14 protein-coding genes are annotated in these 14100 nt (G+C 56.8%); 9 read left to right on the forward strand and 5 right to left on the reverse strand.

Annotated elements, in window-relative coordinates:
- Window positions 1-23: 23 nt before the first annotated feature.
- Window positions 24-1373 carry a hypothetical protein gene (locus AC3Y2E_RS16730; RefSeq protein ID WP_379212271.1) on the forward strand — a complete coding sequence of 450 codons (1350 nt, stop codon included), beginning with the start codon at window positions 24-26 and terminating at the stop codon, window positions 1371-1373.
- A 134-nt stretch (window positions 1374-1507) separates the two neighbouring features.
- Here AC3Y2E_RS16730 and AC3Y2E_RS16735 read toward each other — a convergent pair whose 3' ends face one another.
- Window positions 1508-1639 (reverse strand): hypothetical protein, encoded by a 132-nt coding sequence (locus tag AC3Y2E_RS16735; RefSeq protein WP_379212273.1) that lies wholly within the window; start codon window positions 1637-1639, stop codon window positions 1508-1510.
- 192 nt (window positions 1640-1831) lie between these two features.
- Here AC3Y2E_RS16735 and AC3Y2E_RS16740 point away from each other — a divergent pair, with 192 nt between their 5' ends.
- The 3 genes from AC3Y2E_RS16740 to AC3Y2E_RS16750 all read left to right on the forward strand — a co-directional run bounded on the left by AC3Y2E_RS16740 (window position 1832) and on the right by AC3Y2E_RS16750 (window position 4281).
- On the forward strand, window positions 1832-2932 hold the full coding sequence (locus AC3Y2E_RS16740; protein ID WP_379212276.1) for a quinone-dependent dihydroorotate dehydrogenase: 1101 nt from the start codon (window positions 1832-1834) through the stop codon (window positions 2930-2932).
- A 22-nt stretch (window positions 2933-2954) separates the two neighbouring features.
- Complete coding sequence (yjbM, locus tag AC3Y2E_RS16745; protein WP_379212278.1) at window positions 2955-3758, forward strand: GTP diphosphokinase; 804 nt, start codon at window positions 2955-2957, stop codon at window positions 3756-3758.
- 106 nt (window positions 3759-3864) lie between these two features.
- Entirely contained in the window at window positions 3865-4281 is a 417-nt protein-coding gene (locus AC3Y2E_RS16750; protein WP_379212280.1) for a DUF309 domain-containing protein, read from the forward strand.
- A gap of 165 nt (window positions 4282-4446) precedes the next feature.
- Here the strand turns inward: AC3Y2E_RS16750 and AC3Y2E_RS16755 are convergent, their stop codons facing one another.
- The gene (locus AC3Y2E_RS16755; protein ID WP_190931049.1) at window positions 4447-4989 is read right to left on the reverse strand and encodes a thioredoxin family protein; all 543 of its coding nucleotides are present in this window, start codon (window positions 4987-4989) and stop codon (window positions 4447-4449) included.
- 218 nt (window positions 4990-5207) lie between these two features.
- Between AC3Y2E_RS16755 and AC3Y2E_RS16760 the strand changes: the two genes are divergently transcribed.
- Both AC3Y2E_RS16760 and AC3Y2E_RS16765 read left to right on the forward strand, forming a co-directional pair.
- Window positions 5208-5954 carry a pseudouridine synthase gene (locus tag AC3Y2E_RS16760; RefSeq protein WP_190931048.1) on the forward strand — a complete coding sequence of 249 codons (747 nt, stop codon included), beginning with the start codon at window positions 5208-5210 and terminating at the stop codon, window positions 5952-5954.
- 50 nt (window positions 5955-6004) lie between these two features.
- Window positions 6005-6829, forward strand: coding sequence for a Cof-type HAD-IIB family hydrolase (locus AC3Y2E_RS16765; protein ID WP_379212283.1), 825 nt, complete (start codon window positions 6005-6007; stop codon window positions 6827-6829).
- A 192-nt stretch (window positions 6830-7021) separates the two neighbouring features.
- Here the strand turns inward: AC3Y2E_RS16765 and AC3Y2E_RS16770 are convergent, their stop codons facing one another.
- The gene (locus AC3Y2E_RS16770) at window positions 7022-7114 is read right to left on the reverse strand and encodes a sporulation protein YjcZ (protein WP_190931046.1); all 93 of its coding nucleotides are present in this window, start codon (window positions 7112-7114) and stop codon (window positions 7022-7024) included.
- Window positions 7115-7330: 216 nt separating this feature from the next.
- Between AC3Y2E_RS16770 and AC3Y2E_RS16775 the strand changes: the two genes are divergently transcribed.
- Window positions 7331-8398, forward strand: coding sequence for a hypothetical protein (locus AC3Y2E_RS16775; protein ID WP_379212285.1), 1068 nt, complete (start codon window positions 7331-7333; stop codon window positions 8396-8398).
- A gap of 106 nt (window positions 8399-8504) precedes the next feature.
- Here AC3Y2E_RS16775 and AC3Y2E_RS16780 read toward each other — a convergent pair whose 3' ends face one another.
- Both AC3Y2E_RS16780 and AC3Y2E_RS16785 read right to left on the reverse strand, forming a co-directional pair.
- Window positions 8505-9893, reverse strand: a complete 1389-nt coding sequence (locus tag AC3Y2E_RS16780) for an RsmF rRNA methyltransferase first C-terminal domain-containing protein (protein ID WP_379212287.1) — start codon at window positions 9891-9893, stop codon at window positions 8505-8507.
- 494 nt (window positions 9894-10387) lie between these two features.
- Window positions 10388-11572: a GGDEF domain-containing protein gene (locus AC3Y2E_RS16785; RefSeq protein WP_379212289.1), complete on the reverse strand. Its 1185-nt coding sequence runs from the start codon at window positions 11570-11572 to the stop codon at window positions 10388-10390.
- Between the two features lie 176 nt (window positions 11573-11748).
- Here AC3Y2E_RS16785 and AC3Y2E_RS16790 point away from each other — a divergent pair, with 176 nt between their 5' ends.
- Both AC3Y2E_RS16790 and AC3Y2E_RS16795 read left to right on the forward strand, forming a co-directional pair.
- Complete coding sequence (locus tag AC3Y2E_RS16790) at window positions 11749-12879, forward strand: glycosyltransferase family 4 protein (protein ID WP_379212291.1); 1131 nt, start codon at window positions 11749-11751, stop codon at window positions 12877-12879.
- A 167-nt stretch (window positions 12880-13046) separates the two neighbouring features.
- Complete coding sequence (locus AC3Y2E_RS16795) at window positions 13047-14048, forward strand: MerR family transcriptional regulator (protein WP_379212293.1); 1002 nt, start codon at window positions 13047-13049, stop codon at window positions 14046-14048.
- The last annotated feature ends 52 nt before the right edge of the window (window positions 14049-14100 follow it).

Here is a 14100-nt window from a genome sequence, read left to right on the forward strand (position 1 = left end):
TCTGCCGATGAGGGAGGATGTCCATGATCAAGTGCGGAATGAGTGAGCTCGTAATAACGCCGCCGCTTGGCAGTCCCATTCCGGGGGCGGGGAACGAACGCATCTCGACGGGAGTCAAGGACGATCTGTTCGTCAAGGCGCTGGTGCTTGAATCGGACCGGATCATGGTCGCGTTTCTTGTTCTGGACGCGATCGATATCGCCAGGCCGGACGCGGAGGCGATTCGCCGCAAGGTGCAGGAGCAGACCGGCATCTCATACGAGCATATTATCGTTTCGGCGACGCATGCGCATACGTCGGGTCCGACGATCGAGACGAGTTATGTGAAAGCGGTGGACGCCGCCTATGTGCAGTGGATGATTCAAAAAGCCGCGGATGCGGCAGCAATCGCTTATGCCAGCCGGCGGGAGGCGCGGATCGGCTTCGGTCTCGGAGTGGAGCGCGACATCGCGTTCAACCGCAGATTCCGCATGCGGGACGGATCGGTCCGCACCAATCCGGGCATCGGCCATCCGGATATTGTCGGACCGGAAGGGCCGACCGACCCTGACGTTCCGGTGATTCGCATCGACGATCCCGAAGGCCGCCCGATCGGGATCGTTACGAACTATGCTTGTCATGCCGACGTGGTGGGCGGACTGGAATACAGCGGCGATTACCCCGGCGAATTAAGCGCGGCGATCAAGCGCGTGTACGGCGATCAGACGGTCAGCCTCTTTTTTCAAGGGGCGAGCGGGAATATCAATCATATCGACGTCAGCGGACGAATATCGTTTGACCGGTCGGTGCATTACAAGAAAATGGGCCGGATTCTGGCGGGAGAAGCGATCCGCACGCGGGAAAAAGCGGAGACGCACGCAAGCCTCGATATACGCGTCGAACGTGTGTTCGTTCCAATCCGCTACAGGAAGCCATCGGAGGAAGAATTGGCGGTTGCGGGGCAGGTGCTGCGAGCGGAGGAGCGTTACCCTAGAAACGAGGTAAACTTCGCCCGTCAGGCGATGGAGCTTGCGGCACGGGAGGAAGAGGAGACGGAGGCTGAAATTCACGCGGTCGGTTTCGGACCGGATACGGCGCTCGTTTGCCTGCCTGCCGAACTTTTCGTCGAGTTCGGTCTTGCGATCAAACAAAGCTCCCCCTTCCGGCTCACGATCGTTAACGAGCTGTCCAACGGTTCGGTGAGCGGTTATGTGTGCACGCCCGAGGCGTACGGCAGCGGAGGGTACGAGAACCGGCTCCGGAAATACAGCAGGCTGCAGCCGGAGGCCGGGGAGCGGTTCGTACGGCGGGCGTTGGAGCTGTTGGAGAAAGTAAAGCTGGGTTATGCTGACGCAAGCGCAAACGCAAACGCATCAGACAAGGAGCATGAATGAAGCGAGAGACGATGAAACGAAGAGACGGCACCCGAAGCCAGGCAGTGTGAGCGGTTACCCGAAGCGACAAAATCCCCGTCAGCGGCTTGCCGTCTGTACGGGGATTTTGCTGTGTGGGGGTCCGGGTTCGAGCCTTAAGGATTCCAGATCAGAAGAATAATCATAAACAAAACAAAAGCGGCAAGGATCGAGCCGACCCAGATGATCGCCTTCTTGTTCAGTTTATCCTTCTTTCTGTAGGAGTAGCTTGGTTTCCGGTTCGCCAAATGAATCAACCTTCCTTCCGAACATGCCCAGCATGCATTTAAGCCTATTATAGCAAAATAACAGCCGCCCTGAAAGGGCTTTCAATCGCAGGGGTTGTCAACAATCCCGAAATGATATCCGCCACTTTCTTTTTGCTTCAGAAACAGATAAACTGTTCGATAGAGTCCAAGACAGAACGGAGTGTACTTCTCATGCTTTACCGCACTATTGCCAAACCGGTATTGTTCCGGCTCGATCCGGAGAAAGCCCATCATGTCACGGTGGACGGGCTGGGTGCTGCCGCCCGCGTTCCCGGCATGACCGGGGTGCTGCAAGGCCTGTTCGGAGTCGTCAGCAAGCCGGAGACGACCGTTTCGTTATGCGGATTGACGTTTCCGAATCCGGTCGGCTTGGCCGCCGGGCTTGATAAAAATGCAAAGGCGGTTCGCGGCTTTGCCTCACTCGGCTTCGGGTTTATGGAGGTCGGGACGGTAACGCCGAGACCGCAGCTGGGCAACGAGAAGCCGAGATTGTTCCGGCTGCCGAGCGATGATGCGCTTATTAACCGGATGGGCTTCAACAATGTCGGCGCGAGGGTGATGGCCGCCCACTTGAGGCAGGCGGGAGCCCAGCGTATTCCGGTCGCGGTGAATATCGGCAAAAACAAGGATACGCCGAATGAGCTGGCCGAAGAGGATTACCGGATCTGTGTCCGCGAGCTGTATCCGTACGGCGACTTCTTCGTCGTGAACATCAGCTCGCCGAATACGCCGGGACTGCGCAACCTTCAGCATGGAGCGGAGCTGCAAAGCCTGGTCGCCGCAGTCAAAGACGAGATGCAGCAGCAAAGCGCCGCGAAGAAGCTGCCGCTCAAGCCGGTGTTCGTGAAGATTGCGCCGGACGTCACAGGCACCGAGCTTGAATATATGGTCGAGACGCTCGCCGCCAGCGGCATCTCCGGGGTGATCGCCACGAATACGACGATCGGCCGGGAAGGACTGACCCATCCTCATGCGAAAGAAACCGGCGGCTTAAGCGGTAAGCCGCTGACCTCGAAGTCGACGGAAGTGATCCGCACCGTCTACCGGCTTACCGGCGGCAAGCTGCCGATCATAGGCTCCGGGGGTATATTTACGGCGGAAGACGCATATGAAAAAATACGGGCGGGGGCCAGCCTCGTCGAAGTATATACGGCTCTGATCTATAAGGGACCGGAGCTGCTGAGGGAACTAAACGATGGATTGCTCCGCTTATTGCAGCGTGACGGCTATACGCATATTTCGCAAGCCGTAGGCGCGGACGCGAAGGCGTGACAACGTTTCAGGAGGCGGGCGTATGGATAGCAGGGATTGGAAAAAGTTTTTGATTCCATACGAACAGTCGGTCGAGGAGCTGAAAGTGAAGTTCAAGACGCTCCGCACAGAGATGAAGGCGCGGGATGAATATTCCCCGATCGAATTCGTGACGGGAAGAGTGAAGCGGATCTCGAGCATATTGGATAAGGCGAAACGGCTTCATGTACCGATGGACCGACTGGAGGAAGGGATCGAGGATATAGCCGGAATCCGCATCATGTGTCAATTCATCCAGGATATACAGCGGTTGTCGGAGCTGATCCGGCAGCGGAAAGACATGTCGGTTATTTACGAGAAAGATTATATTACCAACTACAAGGAAAGCGGCTACCGCAGCTACCATATCATCGTAGAATACCCCGTTCAGACCTCGCTCGGTCAAAAAAACGTATTGGCCGAACTCCAGATCCGGACGCTGGCGATGAACTTCTGGGCGACGATCGAGCATTCGCTCAGTTACAAATATAAGGAAAGATTGCCCGAGCAGGTAAAGCTGAGGCTGCAAAAAGCGGCCGAGGCGGCTAACGCGCTCGATCAGGAGATGTCGAGCATACGTAATGAGATTATGGATGCCCAGAAGCTGTTTGAAGATAACTCCAACCTGGTGTCGAAGGTGTTGAACCATATTCAGGACTTGTACTACTACCACCGGGTTCGCGAAGCGGCTAACTTTCAACTGAAATTTAACGAGCTGTGGGAGTCGGAAGACATCTGGAATTTGCGGCTGCTGTCTTTGCAGGTCGAGGAAGCGGTTCTCCGAGCTAAAAAAACGGACCCTACGTGAACGTCAGCCGGCGAGCGTTATCGGTTTGTGCCCGAGCCCCTCATATTCGCCGCCGGCGTCTGATGAGCGGGCTCCTTTCCTTCAATCGATCGCTGGAGGCGAAGTTATGTTTATCGGTTATGATAATCTGTACATCGAGTTTTTGTACTACTTTAACGTAGAGCGGGACTATTTCGAATGTCATGAGGTGATGGAGGAGCTCTGGATGGAAGAGGGACGCAATCCGCTTCATCAAGGGCTGCTTCAGATTGCAGTCGCTCTGTATCATCACCGCAACGGCAACGTCGGCGGGGCGATCAAACTGTTCAACCAAGGAATCGAGAAGCTGCAGTTTTACCCGAAGATGACGATGGGGATCGATCTGGGCAAGCTGCTGGCGGACTCGGAGGCGTATTTGGCGAAGCTGGAACAGATCGAGGAGAAGCCGTTCGACTTCTACGATCTCGATATTGCGATCGTACATTCCGAGCTGGCTGCGATGGTCGAGGAACTGAAGCAGTTTCCGCCGGTAAAGGACGAGTAGATGACGGGGGGCGAATCGATTCTGATTCCGGACGGAGCAAAGCAGAGACACCTCCGCTACCGGCAGGACGCCGCCTGATGTCCGGAAAAAGACAACAGCGGCCGTCCCGACCGGGAACAACCGCTGTTGTGTCTGCCTTGCGACGATGTGCTGGCTTGCTTAAGCTTATTTTTTCTTGGCGTCTTCGAAAAAGGTCTTGAACGTATCGCTCGAATGACCAGGCTGCCCGTCATGGCTGACGCCGCCTTCGAGACGCTGGACTTCCTTACCGCCTTTGTAGTAGATGAGCGTTGGCGTTGCCGTAATCTTAAATTCGTTCCAGCCGGCCTCATATTCCCACACGTTCAACTGCTTCAGATCGACCCCGGCATCCTTGGCGATCGGGTTCAATACCGGTGTAGTCGCCCGGCAGTGGACGCACGTCGTCGAGAAATAGTAGACGTACATATCTTTCTTGTCGTCCAGCGCCGCCTTCAGATCCGCCGGCTTAATAATGTTCTGGTAGTTCGGATCGTTCAGCTGGGCGAGCGTCTCCGGACGCAGCTTGGCGCCTTCGACTCCGTACAGCTGCTTGGCTTTCTCATTTGTCGCCGCATCGATTTTGCTGGCGCGGGATTGTTCCTTGGCCTTTTCGCTTTGTTGATTTACAATGAACAAAAGAGCGAAAAGCGCTACAATGACTCCCAAATAAATCATTAGCTTTTTCACAAATTCACCTCAAGATGATCAAGTTTGGGGCACACCATTCTATTACGTATTCTACCTCCACTCCTTGTTTTCCTCCCGGACAAGTCTGGGAAAAAGATGATCATTTTATGAACAAAGCAAGCAACGCCTGCCCTGCATCAACGTTTCCCGCCCGGATGGGCGAAATCGCCGGACGGGATGCTGAACAACGAATACCGGCAAGCTGGAGGTCGACTTCAATGGGGAAAAAACTTAGACTGGATAAAATCCTTGCGCATATGGGCTACGGCTCCCGAAGCGAGATCCGAAGACTGGTCAAGCAGGGAAACGTAGAAGTCGGAGGCAAGGTCGTCAAAGATTTCGGGCTGCAGGTCGATCCCGAGCAGGAGACGGTAACGATCGGTGGAGAACGGGTCGAGTTTCGCGAGTTTATCTATTTGATGCTGAACAAGCCGCAAGGAGTCGTCTCGGCCACGGAGGATACGAGAGACCGTACGGTGCTTGACGTGTTGGAAGGCGAATACGTTCATTTCGAGCCGTTTCCGGTAGGACGTCTGGATAAAGATACAGAAGGGCTGCTGCTTCTGACCAATGACGGCAAGCTTGCCCATAATTTGCTGTCCCCCCGCAAGCATGTGCCCAAAACGTATTTTGCCGAAGTCGAGGGGGCTGTCGGAGCTTCCGATGCTGCGGCTTTCGAGAAGGGGGTTGCGCTGGACGACGGTTATGTGACGATGCCGGCCAAGCTCGTCGTTTTGGCGGAGGGCGACCCTGCCGCCGGCCGGGTATCCAAAATCGAGCTGACGATTACGGAAGGGAAGTTTCATCAAGTAAAGCGGATGTTCCAGGCGGTCGGCAAAAAAGTCGTGTTCCTGAAACGGATCTCGATGGGACCGCTGCTGCTCGATGAGCACCTGGCGCCGGGACAATTCCGGGAGCTAACCGAGGAGGAGCTGGCGCAGTTGAAGGGCGATGCGGGACATTAACCGCAAATTCGTATACAAGGCGGATAAACAGATAAAGAGGGAGAGAAACGATGAACTACAGGCTGATTGCACTCGATGTGGACGGAACTTTGCTGAACGACCGGTACGAGCTTACGGAAAGGACGAAGCGGACGGTTCGGGACGTACACGAAGCGGGCGCGACGATCGTGCTGTGCACCGGGCGCTCACCCGTTAATACGCTGCCGATCATGGAGGAGCTGGGCCTGGAAGGGACGCTTATTACGCATAATGGAGCTGCGACCGTCCTCTCCTCCGATCGGAGCGTAGTTGCGGAATGCCCGTTCGAGATGGAACAGCTGCATCCGCTGATCCGGTACTGCCGCGAGCACCGGGTCCACATGGACTTGTGCACGCCGTTCAACTCGTTTGTCGAAGGGGCGATCGGGGAGACGGAGACGGCGATGTATGCGAAATTTATGCTGGAGCCGTCGCGGACGGACGATCTTGCCCGGTTGTCTGTCTCTCCCGTCAAATTTACCGCGTTCGCCGATAAAGAAACGATGGACCGGGTCGAGCGCGATTGGCTGGCGATGGAGCTGCCGCTGGCGATTATCCGCAGCGGCGATTACTTCATCGATGTGATGCATCCGGAGGCGACCAAGGGCAACGCGCTGAAGCGGCTGGCCGATTCGCTCGGCATCGACCGCTCCCAGGTGATGGCGATCGGCAATTATTTCAACGATGTGGAGATGATCCGGTTTGCCGGCCTCGGAATTGCCATGGACAATTCGCCGGACGGCGTAAAGGAGGCGGCCGACGCCGTCACCGCCTCCAACAACGAAGACGGCGTGCATCTGGCATTGGTCCGGCATGTGCTGGAGGCTGGAGAACCGCTGCATACCAAAAAGGATTGACGCCCGGAGGCGCCAATCCTTTTTGGTTATACAGGAACACAGGCGTTGCCGTTTCCTGTGACGAACGGAGCTCCCCCAAAAGCGGCGGCCGTTCGTTGCGGAGCACAACCGCGCTTTCGGGGGCAGTGTTACTGCCAAGAGGGCGATCTTATTTGCTGTCTCTTCGTAAGCGAATGTGGACAGAGCCCGAAATTAGTAGATGAACGGACGGGATACGATCACCAACAGGATGAACAGAACAAGAATAACGCCAGTCGACGTGACAAGTCCTCCAACTCCAGACATTGCAATTCCTCCCCTAGTGATTGTATTCCCGGATGCGCCCTGCGCTTCCATGCAGGTGCCGGTGGGCATTGACTGTAAGGTTACGCACCCGGTATACAAATAACATATGGCGACGGACACACAAAGGACTGGACATTTGCCCGTACGCATAGAAATTAGGCGCGCTTAGGATAATAAAGGGGGAAATGGGATTTTACCGAAAGGGGACAGATCAAAGTGGCAGCGATCACCTATAGGCCTGACCTGAAAACGGCCGGCGGAGAAGTAACCGAACTCCTACTCGATGGTACATTCGTCGGAGCGATGACCCTGGTATACCGGGAAGGCCAGCGATTGTCCGGCTCGATTCAGCTCGATAGCGAGTCGTTATCCGCCGTCTCGGAGAACCTCGCGCTCCGCGCCGCCAAAGATTACGTTAGGCAGTTGGCGGATGCGCTGCAAGTCCGGGAGTGCGAAGTGATCGTTACCTGCAGCGCTTACGAACACCTCCTGTCTTCCGAGTCCGGCGAGGAGGACCCGTACGGACGATATGACCCAGTCCGGTTCCACGATGACGAGGACCTGGAGGTTACCGATATCGATCCGGACGAGATCGATACGATGGAGATGGTTTCCCGGTTCGGGAACATGGACTGGGAGCTGGTTATTATCGGGGAAACCCGCAACCGGGTCGAATACCATCTGTACGATCGCGACGGAGATCTGCTTGCGGAATCGACGGTCCGTTTATTCGGAGCGGATGTGGTCGGGGAGATCGAATGGAAGGTCGAACCTTCGGACGAGGCGACCGAACATTTGGCCGATCTGATCGTATCCGATTTTAATCCCGACGAAGTCGACACGTTCGTGCTCAATATGAAATTCGACGACAGGATCGTCGAGACGATCGAGCTGACGCACGAGGACTTGCTTGATGAGCACGGCTGGCTGGCAGACAGGGAACTGGAACTGGAGCCGGAGCTGGTGATGCCGGAGCCGGATAGCGGAAACAACTATTCGGTCATTCTGGTCCGGGACGACGGAGATACGCTAACCTACGACTTGTATGAGCAGTCTCACGGCGGACTGCCGGTCGGTCAGGCGACCGTCGACACCAGCAGCTGCGAGCTGACCGGCTTTATCGATTTCCGTCATCCGGAAAGCCCGGAGGACCGGGAGCTGATCGGGATGCTGCTTATGCGGGAGCTCGATAAAGAACGGGAATGCCGGTCGCTTAACTTGACGATGCTGGTGAACAACAAACGAATCGATGAAATATGGTTCGGTACGGAAACGCTGCATTAAGCCGGTGATTTCCGTTCGCGGCGCAGACGGGCATCTCCGGTTGATCGGGAGGTGCCCGTTTTTTACGACCGGCTGCCGAAGACGGAAAGAGGGGCGTTGATCGAATTCAGCCCGGAATGCGCAGCCCTTTTGGCAAATGGTTTTTGATCTGTCCGCCGCTCGCCTTGCCCCACCCCAGCGGGAAGCCTTCGACCGTTACCGCTGTCCACCCCGGTAAATCGTCTGCGGCGGCGATCGTCTCGCCTCTCAAGTAGCCGCTGAGCTCGGGGCTGTCCGCAGCGTAGTCGGCGGTATGCCGGCACATGCCGGCTGTGACGGCGAGTGCCAACGAATGAGCGGGCTCGGCGCGGTTTTTTTTGATATGGGCGAGATGAAGTCCCGGCCGTAGCGTCTTGAGGCCGTTCAGATCGGCTGCCGAGAGCTTCAGGCCGGGAGCCGCCGGAAGCACGTACAGCTGATCGCCGAACAGGACGGGCTCGCCCTGCGGCGGTTCGAAGCCCGGAACCGTCTCCTTCATCATCGCGTCCGCGAGCTTTACGGCTTCCCGCAGAAGCTTATCCGGCGGTTCCGCCCCGCCCTTGCCGCGTCGGCCCTGATTGTTGCGGGAGCCGGAAGAGACAGGTGCTGCGCTGTCCCCGCTTTTGCGCAGCAAAGCCGCGAAATGCCCTTCTCCGCGAACCCGGTGAGGCCACAGCCGCTCGATTTTTAGTACCGAGAAGGCCGGGTGGGCTTGCGTAAACCGTTCGAGGACGTCTTCGTTTTCTTCGCGGTTAAACGTACAGGTAGAGTAAACGAGCGCTCCTCCGGGCTTCAGCATCAACGCTGCGGATTCCAGAATGTCCAGCTGGCGGTCGGCGCACATCCGTACATGGTCCGGTGACCATTCGGCGACGGCGTCCGGAGCTTTGCGGAACATTCCTTCTCCGGAGCAAGGGGCGTCCAGCATAATCTTATCGAACGCGGCGGGAAACTTGCGGGCCAGCTCGTCCGGCGACGCGCTCGTGACGACGGCGTTTGCGACGCCCATCCGTTCCACGTTTTCGGACAATATTTTGGCCCGGGCCGGGTGGATTTCGTTGGCGATCAGAACGCCGCGGTTGCCCAGCTTGCCTGCGATTTGCGTCGTTTTGCCGCCGGGAGCGGCGGCCAGGTCGAGAACGATGTCTCCGGGCTGCGGATCGAGCAGCTCGGCGGAAGACATCGCGGACGGCTCTTGAATATAATAAATGCCCGCTTGATGGAACGGATGCTTCCCGGGTCTGACCGACTCTTCATAATAGTAACCGTCCGGACACCACGGTACCGGGCTAAGGCCGAACTGACGGAATATCGGGTCCAGCCGCGGATCGTCTGTAAGTCGCCCCGTTGTCGCTTTTAGCGGATTCAGTCTGAGCCCGAGCAGACGGGGCAGTTCGTAGGTTTGCAGGAAAGCGCCGGCGTCATCCCCCAGTTGGGAGCGAATCCGGTCTATATAAAGGGGAGGGAGCTGTATCATTCCGTTTTTTCTCCTTCGGTATCGGGGCTAGTCGCTGTTAGAGTTCGTTAAAATGCACAAGAAGGCGTCAACCTTTCTCTAACAAGAACATGATTATTATACTCGCCGATGAGGCCGGAGAAAAGTTTTTTGCTGCAGCGGAAGGCGAACCGGGGGTGGAGCGGGGATTAACCGTAGGGGAGCCGGACCGAGATAGAAGCCTGCCGCGTAAAAAAGATCCGGCTGAACAAAGCTGTTCATCGCGTGCGACCTGCAGCGTAGGCGACCGCTTATCCTGCGGGCGCAACGTGCCCGGTTTCGGTTTCGTGAAATTGAAACCAAAAAAAGCCGCAATCGCGGCTTTGGAGTGGTTATGTAGATCGCAGGAGTCCTCCCGTACCATTCTGAGCTTGTCCCGAGGAGGCAAGGCGTCGGCCGACGGCCCGCCCCAGCCTTTTTTTATAGCGGAGATGTGCATCTCCGGATGTTCCCGGGTCCGACCAGGGCTGGGTGTGTTACCGCTCGGCGGACTGCGCATGTTTGGAGGCGGCCGGCATATTCGAGGCATATTTGACCACTTTGTTTTTGCCGGTCGTTTTTGCTGCGTACATCGCCTGATCCGCCTGCGCAACCAGCTGCTCGGCCGTTATCCCTTTGCGGGACTTGGTGTAGCCGACGCTGACCGTCACTCCCGCATCGCTCTCGATGCGCGCCCGCACTTTCTCGGCGAACTTGGCCATATCTACGGAGGAGTCGGTTACGAGAATGACCATCTCTTCGCCTCCGAACCGGCCGGCAATCCCGATCTCTTCGCTTTCCTCGATCATGATGTTCGCTACGTCCTTTAACGCTTCGTCGCCGGCCTGATGGCCGAGCGTATCGTTGAGCTTCTTGAAATTGTCGATATCGCTGAACAGCACCGACACCGTGTAGCCGTGCTTGATATATTGCGCCGCCCGGCCGAGCAAAAACCGGCGGTTATACAACCCGGTCAAGCCGTCCGTTATGGAGGAGCGGTAGCTGGCCTGCATCAACTCGACGATTCGTTCGAACAGCAGCAGGAACAAGATAAAATAATACAGCAGCGGCACATACAGCTCGGTCAGCGTAAGGAAGACGTGAGGTTCTTCCATCATATACAGATTGACTAGGTGCGACAAATGGACGATAAAAAAGACAAACAGTCCGAACTTGTACGTCCGCGCTTGCCCGATCCGGTCGGGAATCGTCAAATAACAGACGAACAGGATCAGCAGCAGAAACAGATCGAGGCCGATCTGCTCGAGCGTGGCGATCTGCTCTGGAGACCCGGCGAACAAGCGCGGCACATTGATCCGGAATGCGGCTAGCAGAACCGTAACGATCAGCGTAAAATAAAAATAAAGGTGATGACGACTTTTTGTGGAATTATATAGCTGGTAGATCGCCCGGTTGATCATCACGAAGGCGGCGACCTCCAGCGTCTGTACGAAGAGGTCGGCCCAGCCGGCTGGCTTGTCGGGAGTGAGCGCAAGCGCGATTTGCAGCACATATTCTACAACAAAAGCGAATACCGCTACCGTCAGCGACAAGTAGGCTTTGCGCCGGCGGCTGGTGAACAGGCGAACCGACATGACCAGAATCATGATCAGAATGACCAGAATGCCGGTATACGAATACACCTGGGCGTACGTTCCGATAAAAAGCGCAGATAAACTCACAATGGCCTCCGTTCATTCGACTCGATTCGACTACATTATATCATCAGAACGAATAAACATCGACGGACACTTTTTTGTTTGTATCCGAAGTTTCTGCAGGTGCCGTATCCCGAGCCAAGGGACGGCGAATTTCGACTGCTTAGACCATCATTCACCATATGGGAGAGACTAGCGAGATGAACATGCTGCAAGCGTTGTTTTTCCCTCCGGAACAGCCCGGAGGGGTATCATCCATGATTCCGTATATTCAGCATTCGTTTTTGGATAAAGGGTGGGAGATGGAGCTGTTCTCGCTCCCGAAGAGAATTCGTGCCAAAGGGACGGAGGAGGTCCGCTTCGAAACGTTCGATTGGCGGAAGTATGCGGGCAACCCGGTCGTCGACAAATACATTCAAACCTTCAAAGATTACGTGTGGTGGACCCGGATGCGCATCCGGAAGCGGTACGATCTCATCCATGCCCATCATCCGATCGCGGCGCTCGCCATGAAGCAGCTGTTCCCGGATACGCCGGTGCTGGCTACGATTCACTCCAGCTACGAGAAGGAGCTGATTCTGAACGGCAAGATCCTGCCGGGGGGCCCGGAGGAAACGTTCCTGACCAAGCTGTACGGCGAGCTGGAGCACCAGGTCGACGGCATCGTGACCGTCTCGCAGTCGTTCAAACAATATTTGGGCGGTTATGTTCAAAAGGGGGAAGCCATCGGCGTCATCCCGAACGGCTTCGACGAGCGGAGGTTCCGGCCGGTCGCTCACGATAATGCCGTTCCCCAGCTGATCTCGGTATGCCGCCTTGTTCCGGCCAAAGGGATCGACGTTCTGCTTCAGGCTTGCTCGGAGCTTAAGAAGCGCGGCTTCCCGTTCGTGCTTCATCTGATCGGGGACGGTCCGATCCGCGAGGAGCTGGAGCGGATGGCGGTGGAGCTGAACATATACGAGGAAACGATTTTTTACGGCTATATGCTGCACCCCGAGGAATTTATGCCGTTTTTCGATATTTTCGTGCTTCCGTCGAGGGCGGAAGCGTTCGGTTCGGTTTTCGCGGAAGCGGCGTTATGCTGTCTGGCGCTAGTAGGCACCGATGTCGGCGGAGTGTCCGAGCAGATCGAAGACGGGGTGAACGGGCTGCTCGTGCCGGTTGACGATCATGCGGCGCTCGCCGATGCGCTCGAGAAGGTAATGAGCGATCCGGACTACCGGTACCAGTTGGCCCGCTCCGCATGGCTCAAAGCCAAAAGCTCCTATTCGCTGAACCGGGTAATCGGACAGCTACAGCAGCAGTACAGCCTCGTCATGGGCAAACGGTAACCAACCGCAACCGACAACCGGATACAAGGCTGCACCCCGCTGACGAGCGCTCCGTTCGGATGCGGGGTTTTTGCTGTATGGACCGGCAGACAGCCCGTCTGATGGAAGAAACGCTCTGTACATTGACGCAGCGTCAACGTTTACAATGGGCGGAGGAGGGACGCGAGATGAAGATTAAAGAAATAGCGGACCGGCTGGACGTATCCGCCCGTGCCATCCGATTTTACGAGCAGAAAGGGCTCGTGCAGCCGGCCAAGGAAAGGGCGAACGGTTATCGGACATTCTCGGAGGAGGACGCCTGGAAGCTGCAGACGATCGTCTCGTTGAAGGAGATCGGCTTCCGCCTGAACGACATCGCACCGGTGCTTCGGAATATCGGGAGCGGCGACGGGGAAGCGGTGCTGGAATTTCTGGAGGCGCAGCGGAGTGCAATGTACGCCAGGTGGGTCGAGACGAGGCAGATGCTTGAGACGCTGGAGCGGGTCATCGAGCGGGCGTCGGGCGAGGAAGGATTGTCCGGCACGGATCTGGCGGAGATGGCCGACGGCGTGAAACAGTTGAAGGCTGCGCGCGCGGACTGGAAAGATATGTGGAATTACGACGTGCTCGCCGAATCGTTCGACCGGCTTGCTTCCGAGGCCGGAGAGACCGGATTCGGCGCGTCGTACCGCCCGCTGCTCGAGCTGGCCGCAGAGCGGATCGCCCCGGCGGCCGGGGAACGCGGACTCGATGCGGGAACCGGCACCGGCAATCTGGCCGGTCTGCTTGCTTCGAGGGGGGCGAGGATGGCGGGAATCGATCAATCGCGGGAGATGCTGCGCCGCTGCAATAGCAAATATCCCGAAGTGGAGACGAAGCTCGGGAACGTGCTGGCGATCCCTTATTTCGATTCCACGTTTCATTTCGTCGCATCGAGCTTCGCTTTACAGCATCTGAACGGCCGCCAGCTTCTCGCAGCAATCCAGGAGATGGACCGCGTCCTCCGTCCCGGAGGGCGGATGGTCATCGTCGACCGCTTTCACGAGGAGGCACGGACCGCTTATCCGAAGCCGATGCTGCGGGCCGCCGATCCGCTGCCGCTGCTGGAGCGGCTGGAAGCTTGGGGGTACGAGATTCGGAGGGAGCGGCTGGAAGATTCGCTCGGCGTCATCACGGCCAATAAGCCATAACGGATTTCAGATGATGAGAACACTTGTGCCCGTATCCGATCCTTTGTACAAT

Source organism: Paenibacillus sp. MAH-35, from assembly GCF_058135425.1.